This window comes from Pantoea sp. FN0307 (assembly GCF_050113815.1).
Classification (GTDB): domain Bacteria; phylum Pseudomonadota; class Gammaproteobacteria; order Enterobacterales; family Enterobacteriaceae; genus Mixta; species Mixta alhagi.
Map to the genome: position 1 here is coordinate 443,140 of NZ_JBNJSO010000004.1, position 18,084 is coordinate 461,223.

The window sequence follows — 18,084 nt, forward strand, 5'->3', positions numbered from 1 at the left end:
AAACCTTCGCGTTTTAGTTAAGAAAAGGCATTGAGTGGCAAAAAAACAAAGGAAAACCTGCCCTGCCTCTAATTTATAAAACGGTGTTTTATTTTTGTCAGGAGAAGCCTGTGAGAATGCGAAAGGCCGCACAAAAAATCGGCCCGCCTGTCAGGTCTGTACAAAAAAGTGGCACTACGGCAGGTGAAACAAAAGAAAAACAGCAGGAAGGTTGAAAGAAAACGAAATTCTCGCTCATACTCCATGCTTACGTCTCTGCTAAGGATATGCATCATGGCTGAAGAAACTATTTTCAGTAAAATTATTCGTCGTGAAATTCCGGCCGATATTGTTTATCAGGATGAACTGGTAACGGCTTTTCGGGATATTTCTCCCAAAGCGCCAACCCATGTATTGATTGTGCCGAATATTTTAATCCCGACCGCTAACAATGTCAGCGAAGCACATGAGCAGGCCATGGGACGTATGTTCACCGTGGCGGCAAAAATCGCTAAAAAGGAAGGCATTGCTGAGGATGGTTACCGACTGATTGTTAACTGCAATCGTCATGGCGGCCAGGAAGTTTATCATATCCATATGCACCTGGTCGGTGGTTGCCCACTGGGGCCGATGCTAAGCCTTTAATTAACGTGCGGAACGCCATCATGCGCGCTTTACTAACCAGTTTGTCGCTGGTACTGACGCTAACTGCCTGTAGCAGCGATAAACCGGTGATTGATACGTCACAATCGCTGATTATGGAATCGTCCGTGCTCTCGGCGGGAATTTTGCCCAGCAAGCCCACCCTTTCTGAGCAGGCCGGACAACAGCGGGCGGTAAGCACGCTGGAGAATCAGCAAGATACGCCGGTTACCGTGTACTATCGTTTCTACTGGTATGATGATAAAGGCCTGGAAATCCAGCCTTTTGAAGCGCCCCGTACGCTGGTGGTTCCCGCAAATCAGCGGGTTGAAATCAGTTCGCAGATGGGCAATCTGATGGCCAGTAAAGTTCGTCTCTATATTTATTTGTAAGGGGAAATACTGTGTTCAGGCGTTTAAAACTCTCCGGCGTTATGCTGCTGGCATTCGTTTTGGCGGGCTGTATTAATAATCAACAGCAACAACCACCGGCACCGGTGGAACCCGTGCAGCCATCGACGCCGCCGGTTGTGGTACAGCCGCCGCCGATTACCAGTCCGCAGCCGGGCGAAACGGTGCCGCAACCGCCGAAGCTAAAAACCATAAACTGGGATGCCAGCGTACAGCCGCTGGTGGCGCAGATGCTACAGGCCCAGGGCATCACGCCCGGCAGCGTATTGCTGGTGGATCGGATCAAGAACAGCACCAATGGCAGCCTGCAAACCGCGAAAGCAACAGCGGCGCTGCAAAATGCCCTGGCAAGCAATAATACCTTTACGCTGGTTACCCAGCAGCAGCTGATGCAGGCAAGGCAAACGCTGGGGCTATCGCCTGAAGACAGCCTGAATTCACGTAGCAAAGCGATCGGCCTGGCGCGCTACGTTGGCGCGCAGTATGTGCTTTACAGTAATGCGCGGGGCGACATAAAAGCGCCTGAACTGCAGATGCAGCTGATGCTGGTGCAAACCGGTGAAATCATCTGGTCAGGAAATGGCAGCGTCCAGCATTGATACCGCCCTGCAGGCGCTGATTGAACGCCTCCAACCGGTAGCTTCGTCTGCCGGTTATTTTTATCCGCTAAACGGCCTTACCGGGCTATCCGGAAAAGTGGTATGCGGCCAGCAATGCTGGCTGGCGCGCCGAATCCCACATCAGCCGATCCCTTTTATCTCTCGCCGACGTGAATGGCATTTGCTACGGGGTTTAACCGCCAGCGGACTGGCGCCCCATGCGCTGGCGATCGATCGGCGCTGGCTGCTGCTGGAGTGGCTGCCGGGCGAGACGCTGGCGGAAGGGGAATTTCTGGCTCGTCAGTCTGAACTGGTTACGCTGTTAACACGGTTGCATCATCAGCCGCTTAGCGGTTATCGGCTACAGCTGCTGCCATTATTGCACCACTATTGGCAGCAGTGCCGTCAACGCAATCCGCGCTGGCTGCGACGACTACGTCAGCTGGCGCGTCAGGGAGAACCGCTGCCGCTGCGGCTGGGACTGCTGCATATGGATATCCATCCGGGCAACCTGCTGGCCCATCCCGACGGCTTGCGGCTGATTGACTGGGAGTATGCCGCCGATGGCGATATAGCGCTGGAACTGGCTGCTATCATCAGCGGCAACGGGCTGAACGCTGCGCAACGCGCGACGCTTCTGGCTGATTATGCCTGCAGTAATCGTCTGGATCTCAGGGCGCTTAAGCGGCAGGTCAGGCTTTGGCAGCCCTGGCTACATCTGTTGATGGCCAGCTGGTATCAGCTGCGCTGGGAGCAGAGTGGCGATTCGGCGCTGCATCAACGGGCCATTGCCGCCTGGCGACAAATTTAGCGCGCTGTTTCTGCATTCCGGCTATGATGTGCGCCAGTTTTTACAGGAGGAATCATCATGTCGATACCCGGTCCGGTAATGTTGGACGTGGCAAGCTATGAGCTGGACGCCGAAGAGCGCGAAATTCTGGCGCACCCGCTGGTGGGCGGGCTGATTTTATTCGCGCGTAACTATCACGATCCCGCTCAACTGAGTGAACTGGTGCGTCAGATCCGCACCGCATCTCATGCGCGGCTGGTGGTCGCGGTCGATCAGGAAGGCGGGCGGGTGCAGCGCTTTCGTGACGGCTTTACCAACCTACCGGCCATGCAGTCCTTTGCCGCGCTGAACAGCCCGGAGCAGGCGGACACGCTGGCACAGGAGGCGGGCTGGCTAATGGCGGCGGAGATGATGGCAATGGATATCGATATCAGCTTTGCGCCGGTACTGGATATTGGACATGTCAGCGCCGCGATTGGTGACCGCGCTTTCCATGAAGATCCCGCTATTGCGTTGCGTGTGGCGCGCTGTTTTATTGCGGGTATGCACGAAGCTGGCATGAAAACCACCGGCAAACACTTTCCCGGTCATGGCGCCGTCACCGCTGACTCACATAAAGAGACGCCGCGCGATGAGCGCGATAAGGCCACTATCCGCCAGCACGACATGGCCATTTTTCAGCAGTTGATTGATGAGAACGCGCTGGACGCGATTATGCCGGCGCACGTTATCTACGCGCAGGTAGACCCGCGCCCGGCCAGCGGCTCTTCATACTGGCTGAAGCAGGTACTGCGTACTGAACTGGGCTTTAACGGCATTATCTTCTCTGACGATTTATCGATGGAGGGAGCGGCGATTATGGGCAGCTACGCGGAGCGCGCGCGCGCCTCGCTGGATGCTGGCTGCGATATGATTCTGGTGTGCAACGATCGTAAAGGCGCGGTTAGCGTGCTGGATAACCTGCCGCCGATCAAAGCAGAGCAGGTTAGCCGCCTGTATCATCGTGGAACATTTAACCGCCAGCAGTTGCTTGATTCTGCGCGTTGGCAACGCGCCAGCCAACAGCTGAGCGCATTACAGGCGCGCTGGCTGGAGCACAAGGCGTCGGGTAACTAACAGGAAACCCGGCAGGCTAAGTAACGGTGAGGATAGCCATGATTATTTATCTGCACGGTTTCGATTCCACTAGTCCGGGTAACCATGAAAAAGTTTTGCAGCTGCAGTTTATCGATCCTGATGTGCGGCTGCTGAGCTACAGCACACGCCATCCGAAACATGATATGCAGCATCTGCTGAAAGAGACCGATAAGATGCTGATGCTGAATGTCGATGAACGGCCACTGATTTGCGGCGTCGGTCTGGGAGCCTTCTGGGCTGAGCGCATTGGTTTTTTATGTGATATTCGCCAGGTGATGGTTAACCCTAATCTTTGGCCGCAGGAAAACATGGCGGGCAAAATCGATCGGCCGGAAGAGTATCTTGATATTGCTACCAAGTGCGTAAGTAATTTCCGCGAGAAAAACCGCGACCGCTGCCTGACGCTGCTTTCGCGCCACGACGGTATCCTTGACAACCAACGCACGGCAGAGGCGCTGCAACCCTGGTATGAAATTGTCTGGGATGAAAAGCAGCCGCATAAATTCCCCAGCCTTTCTCCCCACTTACAGCGTATTAAAGCGTTTAAAACTCTCGGCTAATGCCTGTTTAGCGGGATGATTGCCCGACAATCGCCCGCTTTTTTTATGGGCAATAATCCGACTTATTGCAGTAAAATTGATCTGTATCAAATTTGGTATGACCAACTTACCCCGCCATGTTATTCTGACTCCAGCTCGCGATTTAACTTCGCAACCCTATGTTAACTAAGGTTTTTGTTAACCTTTGGTTAACTTTTGGTTTACATTTTAAGGGGGTCATTTTGACTACACCGTTGAAAAAAATTGTTATCGTTGGTGGGGGAGCCGGTGGTCTGGAGCTGGCAACGCAGCTGGGGCACAAGCTGGGTCGCCGTCAGAAAGCGGAAATTACGCTGGTCGATCGCAACCATAGTCATTTATGGAAACCGCTGCTGCATGAAGTGGCAACCGGATCGCTGGATGAAGGTATCGATGCGCTCAGCTACCTGGCCCATGCGCGTAATCACCACTTCCAGTTCCAGCTGGGGTCGCTCACCGATATCGATCGGGAAAACAAGCGGCTACAGCTGGCGGAAATTCGTGATGCGCAGGGCGAAGTGCTGGTCCCGGCGCGTGAAGTGCCTTACGACACGCTGGTTATGGCGCTGGGCAGCACCTCGAATGATTTCGGTACGCCGGGCGTGAAAGATCACTGCATCTTCCTCGATAACCCGCATCAGGCGCAGCGTTTCCATAATGAAATGCTTAACCTGTTCCTGAAGTATTCCGCCAATGCCGACCGGCAGGGGAAAATCAATATTGCGATTGTTGGCGGCGGCGCAACGGGCGTTGAGCTTTCCGCTGAGCTGCATAACGCAGTTAAACAGCTGCACAGTTACGGCTACAAAGGGCTGGATAATCAAGTGCTGAACGTTACGCTGGTCGAAGCGGGCGAACGCATTCTGCCAGCGCTGCCGGCACGCATTTCTGCAGCGGCGCATCAGGAACTGACCAAACTGGGTGTGCAGGTGCTGACGCAAACCATGGTCACCAGCGCGGATAAACATGGCCTGCATACCAAAAGCGGCGACTTTATCGAAGCGGATCTGATGGTCTGGGCAGCGGGCATCAAAGCGCCAGATTTTATGAAAGATATCGGCGGACTGGAAACCAACCGTATTAATCAGCTGGTGGTGAAAGAGACGCTGCAAACCACGCTGGATGACGATATCTACGCCATCGGCGACTGCGCCTCCTGCGCGCTGCCGTCCGGCGGATTTGTGCCGCCGCGTGCGCAGTCGGCACATCAGATGGCTTCGAAGGCGCTGGAAAATATCCTGGCGCAAATGCGTCAGCAGCCGCTGAAGCCTTATGTTTATAAAGATCACGGCTCGCTGGTTTCGCTCTCCCGGTTCAGTACTGTAGGCAGCCTGATGGGTAACCTGATGCGTGGTTCAATGATGGTGGAAGGACGTATCGCGCGTTTCGTCTACATCTCGCTTTATCGTATGCACCAGATTGCGCTGCACGGCTACTTTAAAACCGGTCTGATGATGCTGGTGGGCAGCATCAACCGGGTGATCCGTCCACGCCTGAAGCTGCATTAATTTCCCGCAGCTAAGGCAGCCTGTGCTTCAACACGGGCTGCCTCTTTCCTGATACTGCGTTAAATAAAAAATGCGCTTAGCTCGCTGGCAACGGCCTGCGGCTGCTCTTCCGGTAAAAAATGGCCGCAGTGCGGCACCAAAATTCCGGTAACCTCTTCGGCAAAAGCGCGCAGCGGCGTAGCCATATCAGGAATCGAGCCAAATTCAGCGCTGACAGCCAGCATCGGTACTTACTCCGCCAGCAAACGCGTGTCGTAACCGGTAAGGCTACGATCGCTGCGCTGGTCTGACGAAGCGGAGCCGTGGATATGATGTTTGATCCGCGATTGTCCATAGTGAATTCCTCTGTTTTCTGGCTTACCGACATAGCAAAGATTGATTTAGAAAATTTTGTTTCCTCAACGGGACAGAAATTTCCCGGGCCCGTAAATCACGAACCGGGCGGGCGTGAAATATTTATGTGACCGGCGTGGCGTTAAAGTAAAAAAGGGAGGGGCAACATTGTTATGGGCAACGCGCTGGTGGCTAAGAACTCTCTGAAAAGCCTTTGTTTATCCGGCTTTAGCGCTTTTCCTCCCTTTATCTGATTGCTGGTTTTCGTCTGCATCTGCACAATTTTTATCAATTACCACGGCGAGTCGCGCACGCCGAGTAGGGCTTACTGCCAGGGAACCGGCAGCAGCAGGATTGCGCGGTAACATAGTCAGGAGGTTTTCCTGTGAATAAATCAATGATAGCGGGTATGGGTATTGGTGTGGTTGCTGCTCTGGGCGTGGCTGCCGTTGCCAGTATGAATGTGTTTAATCCGGCTCCCCAATACGCACAGGTTATTTCCGCAACGCCCATCAAGGAAACGATCAAGAACCCACGGCAGGAGTGCCGTAACGTGACGCTTACCCATCGTCGGGCGGTACAGGATGAGAATCGTATCGCTGGCTCAGTACTGGGCGCGGTGGCTGGCGGGGTACTGGGTCACCAGTTTGGCGGCGGGCGCGGTAAGGATGTGGCAACAGTAGCGGGCGCGCTGGCAGGCGGCTATGCCGGTAATCAGGTTCAGGGCAGTCTGCAGGATCGTGATACTTACACCACCACTGAACAGCGTTGCAAAACGGTCTACGATAAGCAGGATAAAATGCTGGGCTATGACGTCACCTATAAAATTGGCGATCAGCAGGGAAAAATCCGTATGGAAAACGATCCCGGCACCCGCATTCCGCTGGATCGGAACGGGCAGCTCATCCTTAACAGCAACGGCAATCAGGCATAAGCTCTGACAGCATTTCGGCTGGGTACGGGCAACAACCAGAGCTGACAGGCCACACCTGCATAACGAGCCTCATTATTGTGATGAGGCTCGTTTTCAGTTTTATCGCTGAGTTGGTATCATCAACTTACCTGCTTCCGATAACGGTTCTTTTCGCCAACAGACATGCTGTATTCGCGCTAACCTCCGCTTTATTTAATTGAAAGAATAATATGATGCCGTTACGAAATTTGCGGACAGAGGTAAAGGAACATACGGGAGAGTATGTGGCACTTATTTATTGATGCTGATTAATTAAACAGGGTGATTATAATTAAAAATAATCAGTGTTATATTATTTTTATTTGCCTTAAGGTAATTTAAAACTCCGCGCGCTGCCTGATAATTAAAATAGATATAATTTATATTTTCCTGTCCCCGGATCTAAATAACATTATTTCGCGTACCCAGAAATGCTGTTTATAAACATTTCATAAACAGCCTGCGTAAATAAAGCGTATATTCTATTTTCTGTTTTTATCAGGGTGCATAATAGCGTTTCATACCTATTTGTTTACTCTTTACGCCGCCGGAATTAATATGCAGGGCCAGAAAAAAATACGCGTATCAGCGCCATCTGTCGCTGCGCTTGTTACTTTGTTTGTTGGCGTCGTTCAGGCCGCGCCGGGTGACGAACAAATACAGCATCAGCAAGAACAGCAAAAAGCCCGCCAACAACAATTGATGCCGCAAGCGCCTGATATTCGCCTGTCTAAGCCCGTACCCGTGCCTTCGCGCCTGGTTTTCCCGGACGAAACGCCTTGTTTTACCATTAAACAGGTTACGCTCTCTGGAAAAGAAACGTTACCTCACTGGGTTCCCCTGCAACGGCTTGCCGATCGGGCGACTGGCCACTGCCTGGGTGTGCAGGGCATCAATCAGCTGATGGGGACGCTGCAAAACCGACTAATCAACCACGGCTGGGTGACAACGCGTGTACTGGCGCCGCAGCAGGATTTGCGCGCTGGGGAGCTTAAGCTGCTGATAGTGGCCGGTAAAGTGCGCAACGTGACGCTAACGTCATCCTCTGCGCAGTATGCCAGTCTTTACCCCACCATGCCGGCGCACGCTGGCGCGCTGCTCGATTTGCGGGATATTGAACAGGGGTTGGAAAATTTGCAGCGTCTGCCGAGCGTGGAGGCGCATATGACGTTACGCCCTGGCGCCAAAGCGGGTGAAAGCGACATTATCATTGAACGTAAACAGCAGCGATTCTGGCGCCTGGGGTTCTGGCTGGATGATTCTGGTACGGAAAACACAGGGCGCTATCAGAGCGGCGTAATGCTGGCGCTGGATAATCCCACCTCGTTAAGCGATTTACTCTATTTCACTGCCAGCCGTGACCTGAGATTCGCTGGCAGGAAAAGCAGCAAAAATCTTTCTGGTCATTACTCGGTGCCGTTCGGCTATTGGCAATTCGGGATAACCGCCAGTGACTACGATTACCATCAGACAGTAGCCGGATACAACAATCTGGATGTGCTGTATGCCGGCAAAAGCCGCTTGCTGGATCTGCAGGTCAGTCGGGTACTGCACCGTAATGCCACTTCCAAAACGACCGCCAGCTACGATGTACTGGTTAAAGCGTCGCAAAATTTCATTAATAACACTGAAATCGCCAGCCAACAGCGTCGTACAAGCGCATGGCGGTTGGGGCTGACGCATCGGCACTACCTTGGCCCGGCGACGCTGGACGCGGGGGTGAGCTATCAGCGTGGAACTCGTTGGTTTGGCGCGCTACCTGCGTGGGAAGAAAGCTATGAGGATGATACCTGGGCCACCGCGCTCTCGAAAATCCTTACCTGGCAGGCGGCACTGACCACGCCCTTTTCGCTGGGCAACCAAAATTTCAGTTACAACATCCAATATCGTCGTCAGATGAGCAATACGCCATTAACGCCGCAGGATGAATTCGCCATCGGCAACCGATGGACGGTACGCGGATTCGACGGTGAAAGAACCCTGAGCGCCAGCCGGGGTTGGACGCTACAAAACACGCTGGCCTGGCAAACGCCGGTTCCGGCACAGGAGTTTTATCTGGGAGCAGACTATGGCGAGGTTGGCGGCAATCGTGCCACGCAGGGCGGATTGCCCGGCGGCCATCTGGCGGGTGGCGTAGCAGGCTTACGCGGCGGGATCGCACCGGCCAACATCAGCTATGACTTTTTTGCCGGTATCCCCCTCTCTAAGCCAGAGGGATTTAAAACCAATCCGGTTACGTACGGCTTTAGCCTGAACTGGAATTATTGAAAACCTGCTCACCGGGTATCTTGTCTGACAATGGACTGTGCGTATTATGAATAAACTTTGCTATCGCATTATTTTTAATAAAGTTCGTGGGATATTGATGGTGGTGCCCGACATCGCCCGCGGAGGTTATACCCGCTTTGCCCGCAGCCGTCAGCGCAGAATGCCAGAAGTGCAGGTGCGCATTAACCCGCTCTGTTACGCTCTGTGGTTTGCAGCAGGCGTGGTCAGCCTGCCCACGCAGGCCAATATTGTCGCGGATAGCCGTGCGCCCGGAAATCAGCAGCCCACGGTTGTGTCAACGGCCAATGGCCTGCCGCAGATCAATATCCAGACGCCGAACAGCCACGGCGTTTCGCGCAACCAATACAGCCAGCTTGATGTCGATAAGCGCGGCGCTATTCTCAATAACAGCCATAAAAATGTCCAAACCAAACTGGGCGGCATGGTTGCGGCCAACCCCTGGCTGGCAAAGCAGGAAGCCAGCGTCATTCTCAATGAAGTGAACAGCCGTAACCCAAGCCAGCTTAACGGTTTTATTGAGGTCGCCGGGAAACGTGCGGCGGTAGTGATCGCTAATCCCTCTGGTATTACCTGCAACGGCTGCGGCTTTATCAATGCCAGCCGCAATACTTTGACCACCGGGCAGCCGGTAATGGAAAACGGGCAGTTGAAGGGCTTCGACGTCAACGGCGGTCGCATCAATATTGAAGGGAAAGGCTTACGAGATACGGCAGCAGACTATACCCAGATTATTGCGCAGTCGGTGACGGTGAATGCTAAATTGCATGCCGGCGAGCTGAACGTCGTAACCGGTCGAAATGAGGTGTCGGCAGAGGGGCGCGTGACCCGCGTAAAAGCGTCTGATGCCACCAGCCAGCCTGCTTATGCGCTTGATGTGGCAGCGCTTGGCGGCATGTACGCCAACAAGATTACCCTGACCGGCACTGAGCAGGGCGTTGGGGTTCGCAACGCAGGGGAACTGGGTGCAAGTGTAGGCGAGCTTCGCCTGACCCTTGATGGCAAGCTGGAGAACAGCGGCACGCTGCACAGCCATGACGCGCTGCATATCGCCAGCCAGGGCGATCAACACAACAGCGGAAAGATAGGCTCACAGCAGGATGTCACGTTAACTTCAGAAGGGACACTGCATAACAGCGGGACGATTATTGCTGCAGGAAATAACAGACTCACAGCACAGGGTATTAAAAGTAGCAGCGAAGGAACGTTGGCGGCAGGCGTTGACAACAGCGGCGCTCTGACGCAGCCGGGAAATCTGGTGCTCACCAGTCAGGGAGAGCTGCAAGCGCAGGGGCAAAACCTGGCGCGTGATGGAATTTTGGTTCAGGGAGCCAGGGTCGATCTGAGCGGAAGCCAGACAACAGCGGGAAATATTGCGCTGACTTCTACGCAGGGAGATATTACCACCTCGGCTGCCACGCTAACGGGGAAAAATTTTCGCGTGCAGGCGGCTACCCAACTGACCAATAAGAAAGGCAAGATCGCTTCGGACAGCCTCAGCGTTACGGCAAAAAATATTGATAACGAGGGCGGCCTGCTGCGCCAGCAAAATCGTGAGACGCTGATCCTGAATACCGGATCATTGCTTAACAATCAGGGAACGATCGTTAACGAAGGTGATACGCACCTTCAGGCGCAAGACATTGAAAACCGCAGCGGGTTGATCGCCGGCAACGGGCATGCCCTCACGCTTGATACAGAGCGCTTAAATAACCAGCAGGGCAGTATACAGCTGGCGGGCAACGGGAGATTAACGGTTAACGCTGGTCAGCTTGAGGGCGCGCAGGGCAACCTATTATCGGCTGGCGCAATGACCATAAAAGGCGACCATCTCGATTTATCCCACGGACAGACACAGGCAGAGTCGCTAACCTTGACCGGGAAGACGCTTGATCACCATCAGGGTCTGCTCAGTCAGCGGGGCACAGGAGAGATGGTTCTTGCGCTTTCCGACGCAGTGGATAACCAAAATGGACGTATTGAAAGCGGCGGCAGCCTGAATGTGACGTCAGGCAACCTGAATAACCGCCGTGGCACGCTGCTGGCGGCGGACAAAGGCGATCTGCAACTGCATGCCCGCCGCGATCTGAACAATGCTCAGGGCAAGCTGCTGGCGGGCAATAACCTGCAACTATCCGCCGCCACGCTGCAAAACCAGCAAGGTCTGGTTGCCGCAACACACGGAGAGGCCCGTCTGACGACCCAGGAGAAGATTGATAATACCCAGGGACGTATTGAGGCTGCGCGGCAGTTGACGGCTCAGAGTCAGGGCCTGAATAACCGTGACGGTATATTGCTGGGCGGCGATCTGGCCGTGAATACACAGCAGGGCGAGTTAACTAACGCCAGCGGTAAGCTGGTGGCGCAACAGAACCTGAATTTCACAGGTGGTAAGGTAGATAACACCACAGGCCTTATTCAGTCCGGTAAGGATTTGCTGATAGATACCCAGGGTCAGATGCTGGTCAACGCGGAGAGCGGCAAGGCGGGCATTCTGAGCGGCGGCACGCTCTCCGTCACCAGCGGTGCTATTGATAACCGTCGTGGCTTGATCGCTGCGTCCGATGCTGTACATCTCACCAGTGGCAATCTAACGAATACCGATGGCACGGTGCTTTCAGAACAGGCGCTTACCCTTGATACCGGCGCGCTAAATAACCAGCGCGGCCTGCTACAGTCGGCAGAAAAATTGACGCTCGATACCCGTGGTGAGACGCTGAACAATACGGATAGCGGCGAGCGGGGCGGTATTGTGGCGCGGGGGGATGTGCGCCTGAAAACCGGTCAGATTGAAGGCAGTAAAGGGGTCATCCAGGGACGAAATGTTGTTATCGATACGCAACAGCATGCGTTTAATCATCAGGAAGGGGTGCTCAGCTCGCAAGGGGGCTTACAGCTGGACAGCGGCAGGTTTAATAACCAGGCCGGACGTATTCAGGCTGAGGGGGAGATGCAGCTTAATACCCACGGCGAGGCCCTGATTAATCAACAAAGCGGGCCGGAAGGCGGCATTATTGCGGGCGGTGATGTCATCCTGACTAGCGGCGAACTGAATAATGATGCGGGCATGCTGGCCTCAGCGGGGGATATGCAGCTGAACAGCGGTACGCTGGCCAATAGCGACGGCATCCTGGCTGCAGATAAGGCGCTGACGTTGGTGACCGACCGCCTGGATAACGGGCGTGGTTTGCTGCAGGCGGGGGGCCAGCTCTCTCTTGATACGCAAGGCGCGAAGTTGATCAATACCGATAGCGGCGATACCGGCGGTATTATAGCCGGTGGCGATCTACAGCTATCGACTGGACAAATCAGCGGCGACCGTGGCGCAATCTTTGGGCAGAACGTCATTATCGATACCCATCAACAGGCTTTTGATAACCAGCAGGGAAAACTGGGTGCTCTGGGCATCCTGCAACTGAATAGCGGTACGCTGAATAATCGCGCAGGAGAAATTGCCTCTGCTCAGGAGCTCCAGTTGGATACGCATGGCAACCTCCTGGCCAACCGGGATGGACGGCTGATCGGCGGTGACAGGCTGATAATCCATGCGGGAGAAATCGATAATCAAAATGGTCGGCTTACCGGTCAGCGCGCGGCCGACATTACCGGGGGTAACGTTAACAACCGTGCGGGTACGCTGGCCAGCGGCACCGGATCGCTGACGCTGACGGTGGGCGAGATGCAAAACCAGGGCGGGCTGCTGCAGGCGGGAAGCGATCTGACGCTTGATACGCAAGGTCACACGCTGATCAATACCCAGAGCGGTGACCAGCGCGGCATTGTCGCGCTGAATAATCTTGATTTGCACAGCGCGGACATTAACAATCAGGGCGGTTTTATCGCAGCCGGAAACCGGGCCATACTGACAGCGGATAAATTGAATAATGTCCTGGGGCAGGTGGCGGGCAACGGTGGGCTGACCTTTAACGGTCAGGCTGTGGATAACACTGACGGTAAACTGCAGTCGGCGGGTGATGTTGCGATCGATACCGCGGGGCAAAGGCTCGTTAATCAGCGTGGCCTGATTGCCGCATCGGGAGATGCCCATATCGGGAGCGGATTGCTGGATAACCAACAGGGGCAGATTCAGAGTGGAAAAGATCTGACGCTGAACCCCGGCGCGAACCGGCTGCTCAACCAGGGCGGCAGGCTGCTTTCTGCGGACACGCTGACACTGACGGCGGGTCAGCTTGATAACCAGTCGGGGCAAGTACAAAGTATCGGTACAGGACGCCTTGTTCTTGCTCAGCAGCTTGATAATAGCGGTGGATTCATACATGGCGGTCAGGGGCTGGATATCATCACGCCCTGGCTAATAAACCGTGACACGGGGCTGGACGGTAAAGGCATTGAGGGAGCAGCGCTGACGCTACAGACGAATAAGCTGGACAACAGCCAGGGCGCACTGCGGGCAGCCGATCAACTGGAACTGACCGTGCAGCAGGAGCTGGAAAACGTCAATGGTCTTATCTCATCCGCAGCGAGGCTAATCGTTCAGGACGCAGCTCAAGGCCAGACGCTGAAGATCAACAACCGCCAGGGAACGTTGATTGTTGATAAAGAGGGGCAGATCAGAGCCGCTTCTCTGAGCGGAGATGGGCAGGTACTGTCAAAGGGCAATCTGGGCATAACCCTCAACGGGGACTTCCATAATGTGGCTGACGTGAAAGCCAACGGTACGCTGCAACTCACGGCAAAAGGTGACGTGGCCAACGAGAGCACCATCGGCGCTCAGCAGGCGCTTTTTCTCAGTGCACGCAATATCGACAACAGAGCGACGGGCGAGATCAGCGCCCAGGACACGCACGTAAAAGCCGCTAACAACCTGAACAATACCGGACTGATCGATGGCGCGCTGACACATCTGGTGGCAAACGTACTGAATAATACCGGCACGGGACGTATTTATGGCGATCATATCGCCATGGCGGTCAGCATACTGAATAACCTCAGTGAAAATGGCAAAGCGGCCGTTATCGCCGCGCGCGAGCGTTTTGATATCGCTGCCGGCACCATCAACAATCGTCATCACGCCCTTATTTACAGTGCGGGAGATATGCAGTTCGGCAGGCAGCTGGATAACCATTATCACGCCACCGGGCAGGGAGAGCAGCTTAATAACGCTGGCGCGACTATCGAGGCGGGACGGAATGCCTCTATCGCGATGGCGGAGGTAAACAATTCCAACAACCAGCTGACGACCACAACGGTAACAACCGAGAACGCCCGGCATCACGAGGCGGCATTAAAAGGGCACGCCGATCGTTTCGACTGGGGAAAAGTGGATACCAGCCATAAAAACAAGTATGGAGTTCACAAAGCCATTATGCCGGACGGTACCAGCGGCAGTGAATTCTATGAATACAGCTACCAGCGTGTTGTCCAGGAAACGCAGGTCAAAGAGAGCGATCCGGGCAAAATTCTGTCGGGCGGGAATATGTTCTTTACCGCCGATCGTCTGGCTAACCATGACAGTCAAATTCTGGCTGGAGCCACGCTGGGTGGTCAGATAGGCGAACTGGATAATCAGGCCACTAAAGGAACGCGCGTCACAACCGATAACGGAACCGTAAGACGTTGGTATGCCAAAAAAAAGAAAAGGAAATTAGGCGGTACCAAAACTTCGCAGGGCAAAAGCACCAGCAACTATCGCCCGGCGGCAGTTACGCAAACTATCGATCTTAATACCCTGTCATGGCAGGCGAATACCACCGCGCAGGGTACGGGTTACCAGACCGGTAACCGGCAACAACAGGGGGTGGCTACTCAGGCTGGCGCTGTCAGTGCGGTTAACATGCCGCAGACGGCAATGGCGGTAGCGTTGCCGACCCATAACGAACCGGCCACCTCACCGGTGATAAATTCGCCGCGTCACAGCAGCGCCGCCACGCTGGACAGCATCAAAGATCGCCCCCTGGTATTACCCGCGGGAGAGCAGTTTTCCCTGACGCTGCCAGCTACCGTGGCGGACGGGCAATCCATCAGGCCGGTTATCCGCACTATTTCACCGAACATCCACCTGCCAGATAACAGCCTGTTCGCACTACAGCCCGCCAGCGACAGCCACTATCTGGTGGAAACCGATCCGCGCTTTGTTAATCAGAAGACCTGGCTGGGCAGCGACTATATGCAGAACGCCCTGTCAGCGGACGGCAGCCAGACCCTCAAGCGGTTGGGGGACGGCTATTATGAACAGCGCCTGGTGCGGGATCAGATCGTTCAGCTTACCGGCAATCGCTATATCAGCGGCTATCACAGCGACGAGGAGCAATTCCGTGGACTGATGAATAACGGCGTGGCTTTTGGTGAAAGATATCAGCTTGAACCGGGCGTGGCGCTGACGCCTGCGCAGATGGCGCTGCTGACCAGCGACATCGTCTGGCTGGTTAATCACAAGGTGACGCTGCCGGACGGTACGCAGCAGACTGTGCTGGTGCCGCAGGTCTATGCGAAAGTGAAAGAGGGCGATCTGACCGGCGACGGCGCGTTGCTCGGCGGCGGCGACGTAGCTTTTGATGTTCAGCGGGATATGACCAACAGCGGCACCATTCACGGGCGTGAGGTGACGCAGCTCACTGCGCAGACGCTGGCTAACAGCGGCTATATCGGTGGCAATCAGGTCAGCCTCACCGCTCGCCAGGATATTATCAATACAGGTGGTACGATTGGCGGCGATAAGCGAGTTTCACTGCTGGCCGGACGCGATATTACCAGCCAGGCGACGCTGCGCGGTGAGGGTGCCGATCGCTGGATGGATCGCCCGGCGGGTATTTATGTACAGGCGCCGGACGGCGCGCTGACGCTGAGCGCGCTGAACAACATCACGCTTACGGCCAGCGACCTCGGCAATGCCGGGAAAAGCGGCACCACCCGGCTCGAGGCAGGTAACGATCTGACGCTGGACACCCTGACAACCCGCCACAGCGAGAACGATAGCTGGGGAAGCGACAACTATCGCCGCCTCACGCAGCAGACGGATGTGGGAACGCGTATTACCACCGCCGGGGATCTGCAGCTCAGCGCCGGACGCGACATCCGTACCCACGCGGCTGACGTCATGGTGGACGGCGCGCTGAGTGCCGCTGCCGGGCGTGATATTGCGCTGAACACGGGCAACAGCGTGACTGACCTGACCGAACACAGTAAACAGAGCAGCAGCGGGCTGCTGTCGCGCAGCAGCCTGGAAACCCATGATGCACTGCGCGATCGTCAGGGGATCAGCACCACCTTCAGCGGGGAGAGCATACAGCTGCAGGCGGGGCGGGATATTGCCGTCACGGGCAGCAACGTCACGGGGACGCAGGATGTTGGTCTGGTGGCGGGGCGTGATCTGCATGTAACCACCGCCGCAGAATTCCGCGAGGAAAATCATCAGCGTGAGGAGAAAACATCGGGCCTGATGGGGACCGGTGGTATCGGCTTCACCATCGGAAAAGCATCGCAGAAAAGCACCACCGACGCGACCGGCACGTTCAGCAAAGGCAGTGCGGTCGGCAGCAGCGACGGCAGCGTGATCCTCAGCGCGAATAATCAACTTAAGGTACACGGCAGCGATGTTATCGCCGGCAAAGATCTGACGCTGAGTGGCAGCGATGTCGCGGTAAGCGCGGCGGAAAACAGCCACACGGCGCTGACAAAAACCGAACAGAAGCAGAGCGGGCTGACGCTGGCCCTCTCCGGCACGGTGGGTTCGGCGCTCAATTCCATGACACAAATGGCGCACGCCCTGCAGGAGAGTGGCGATGACCGCCTGAAGGCTCTGCAGGCGACAAAAATGGCGCTGACCGGCGTCCAGGGCTTACAGGCGTACCAGATGGATGGGGCCAGTACCGACGCGGCGAACGCCGGAAACAGCGCGGCGGGCCTGGCACCAGGAGATAAAGGCGCAGAGCAGGGCGCGACGGAGACGGTGGGCATCAGCCTCTCCTATGGCAGCCAGTCGTCGAAAAGCGAAACCCGCACCGAAAGCCACCAGGCGCAGGGCAGCACGCTGGGCGCGGGCGGCCACATGAAAATAACCGCCACGGGAGAAGACGCGAAGAGCCGGGGCGATATCCGCGTGCAGGGCAGCCAGCTGAAGGCGGGCGGTGATATGGCGCTGACGGCGAGGAATGATATGAGCCTGCTGTCGGCAGAGAACACGGAGCGCACCGACGGAAAAAACAGCAGCCAGGGCGGCAGTCTCGGTGTGGGTCTGACGGCGGGATCCGGCGGCTGGGGCATCAGCGTGTCGGCCAGCGTGAACGGCAGTCGGGGCCGGGAGAACGGCAACGGTGTGACCCATACAGAGAGCGTGCTGGAGGCGGGCGAGGCGCTGAGCCTGAAGGCCGGACGCGATACCACGCTGCGGGGTGCGCAGGTGCGTGGCGACAGCGTGAAGGTGGAGACCGGGCGCAATCTGACGCTGGCCTCAGAGCAGGACGGTGACCGTTACGACAGCAAACAGCGGAGCGCCAGCGCGGGCGGCAGCTTTACCTTTGGCTCAATGACCGTCTCGGCCAGCGTGAACCTGAGCCGTGACAACATGCACAGCAACTGGCAGAGCGTGGCGGAGCAGACGGGTGTCTTTGCCGGGAAAGGCGGCTTTGATATCCTCACCGGCCAGCACACGCAGCTGGACGGGGCGGTGATGGCCTCGACGGCGCAGGAGGATAAAAACCGGCTCGACACCGGCACGCTGGGCTTCAGCGACATTCATAATCACGCAGACTATAAGACGCAGCATCAGAGCGTGGGCCTCAGCACCGGGGGCAGCATTGGCAGTCAGTTTGCCGGAAACCTGGCGAACGGGATGCTGGCGGGGCTGAACAGCAGCGGCCGCGCGGACTCGGTGACGAAAGCGGCGGTAGGTGAAGGCCGCCTCGTGATAC

At 55.8% G+C, this 18,084-nt stretch carries 10 protein-coding genes and 1 pseudogene; 10 read left to right on the forward strand and 1 reads right to left on the reverse strand.

The genetic code is table 11. The features are described from left to right. Positions 1-273 precede the first annotated feature (273 nt). The 7 genes from hinT to ACQE3Z_RS14790 all read left to right on the forward strand — a co-directional run bounded on the left by hinT (position 274) and on the right by ACQE3Z_RS14790 (position 5,643). Positions 274-624 carry a purine nucleoside phosphoramidase gene (gene hinT, locus ACQE3Z_RS14760; protein ID WP_085072095.1) on the forward strand — a complete coding sequence of 117 codons (351 nt, stop codon included), beginning with the start codon at positions 274-276 and terminating at the stop codon, positions 622-624. Between the two features lie 20 nt (positions 625-644). Next, positions 645-1,013, forward strand: coding sequence for a YcfL family protein (locus tag ACQE3Z_RS14765; protein ID WP_426974357.1), 369 nt, complete (start codon positions 645-647; stop codon positions 1,011-1,013). 41 nt (positions 1,014-1,054) lie between these two features. Continuing rightward, on the forward strand, positions 1,055-1,630 hold the full coding sequence (lpoB, locus tag ACQE3Z_RS14770; RefSeq protein ID WP_426974384.1) for a penicillin-binding protein activator LpoB: 576 nt from the start codon (positions 1,055-1,057) through the stop codon (positions 1,628-1,630). Then, positions 1,590-2,441, forward strand: coding sequence for a thiamine kinase (gene thiK / locus ACQE3Z_RS14775; protein ID WP_426974358.1), 852 nt, complete (start codon positions 1,590-1,592; stop codon positions 2,439-2,441). The genes lpoB and thiK overlap by 41 nt, the downstream gene beginning before the upstream one ends. Positions 2,442-2,498: 57 nt before the next feature. Continuing rightward, positions 2,499-3,536 (forward strand): beta-N-acetylhexosaminidase, encoded by a 1,038-nt coding sequence (gene nagZ, locus ACQE3Z_RS14780; RefSeq protein ID WP_426974359.1) that lies wholly within the window; start codon positions 2,499-2,501, stop codon positions 3,534-3,536. A gap of 38 nt (positions 3,537-3,574) precedes the next feature. After that, positions 3,575-4,117 (forward strand): alpha/beta hydrolase YcfP, encoded by a 543-nt coding sequence (ycfP, locus tag ACQE3Z_RS14785; RefSeq protein ID WP_426974361.1) that lies wholly within the window; start codon positions 3,575-3,577, stop codon positions 4,115-4,117. 221 nt (positions 4,118-4,338) lie between these two features. Next, positions 4,339-5,643, forward strand: coding sequence for an NAD(P)/FAD-dependent oxidoreductase (locus ACQE3Z_RS14790; protein ID WP_426974362.1), 1,305 nt, complete (start codon positions 4,339-4,341; stop codon positions 5,641-5,643). Positions 5,644-5,702: 59 nt separating this feature from the next. Here the strand turns inward: ACQE3Z_RS14790 and ACQE3Z_RS14795 are convergent. Further along, positions 5,703-5,873 (reverse strand): annotated as a pseudogene (locus ACQE3Z_RS14795) (alpha/beta fold hydrolase); the annotation flags it as partial. A gap of 488 nt (positions 5,874-6,361) precedes the next feature. Between ACQE3Z_RS14795 and ACQE3Z_RS14800 the strand changes: the two are divergent. From ACQE3Z_RS14800 to ACQE3Z_RS14810, 3 genes are all read left to right on the forward strand, one after another. Beyond that, the gene (locus tag ACQE3Z_RS14800) at positions 6,362-6,910 is read left to right on the forward strand and encodes a glycine zipper 2TM domain-containing protein (protein WP_426974363.1); all 549 of its coding nucleotides are present in this window, start codon (positions 6,362-6,364) and stop codon (positions 6,908-6,910) included. Between the two features lie 576 nt (positions 6,911-7,486). Beyond that, positions 7,487-9,196 carry a ShlB/FhaC/HecB family hemolysin secretion/activation protein gene (locus ACQE3Z_RS14805; RefSeq protein ID WP_426974364.1) on the forward strand — a complete coding sequence of 570 codons (1,710 nt, stop codon included), beginning with the start codon at positions 7,487-7,489 and terminating at the stop codon, positions 9,194-9,196. 46 nt (positions 9,197-9,242) lie between these two features. Next, a partial coding sequence (locus tag ACQE3Z_RS14810) for a hemagglutinin repeat-containing protein (RefSeq protein ID WP_426974365.1) occupies positions 9,243-18,084 on the forward strand: 8,842 nt, incomplete at its 3' end.

What these genes read in the sequence shown, in the direction of transcription:
- hinT (WP_085072095.1), top strand. Translation starts at nt 274, where the DNA reads ATGGCTGAAGAAACTATTTTCAGTAAAATTATTCGTCGTGAAATTCCG.
- ACQE3Z_RS14765 (WP_426974357.1), top strand. Translation starts at nt 645, where the DNA reads ATGCGCGCTTTACTAACCAGTTTGTCGCTGGTACTGACGCTAACTGCC.
- lpoB (WP_426974384.1), top strand. Translation starts at nt 1,055, where the DNA reads ATGCTGCTGGCATTCGTTTTGGCGGGCTGTATTAATAATCAACAGCAA.
- nagZ (WP_426974359.1), top strand. Translation starts at nt 2,499, where the DNA reads ATGTCGATACCCGGTCCGGTAATGTTGGACGTGGCAAGCTATGAGCTG.
- ycfP (WP_426974361.1), top strand. Translation starts at nt 3,575, where the DNA reads ATGATTATTTATCTGCACGGTTTCGATTCCACTAGTCCGGGTAACCAT.
- ACQE3Z_RS14805 (WP_426974364.1), top strand. Translation starts at nt 7,487, where the DNA reads ATGCAGGGCCAGAAAAAAATACGCGTATCAGCGCCATCTGTCGCTGCG.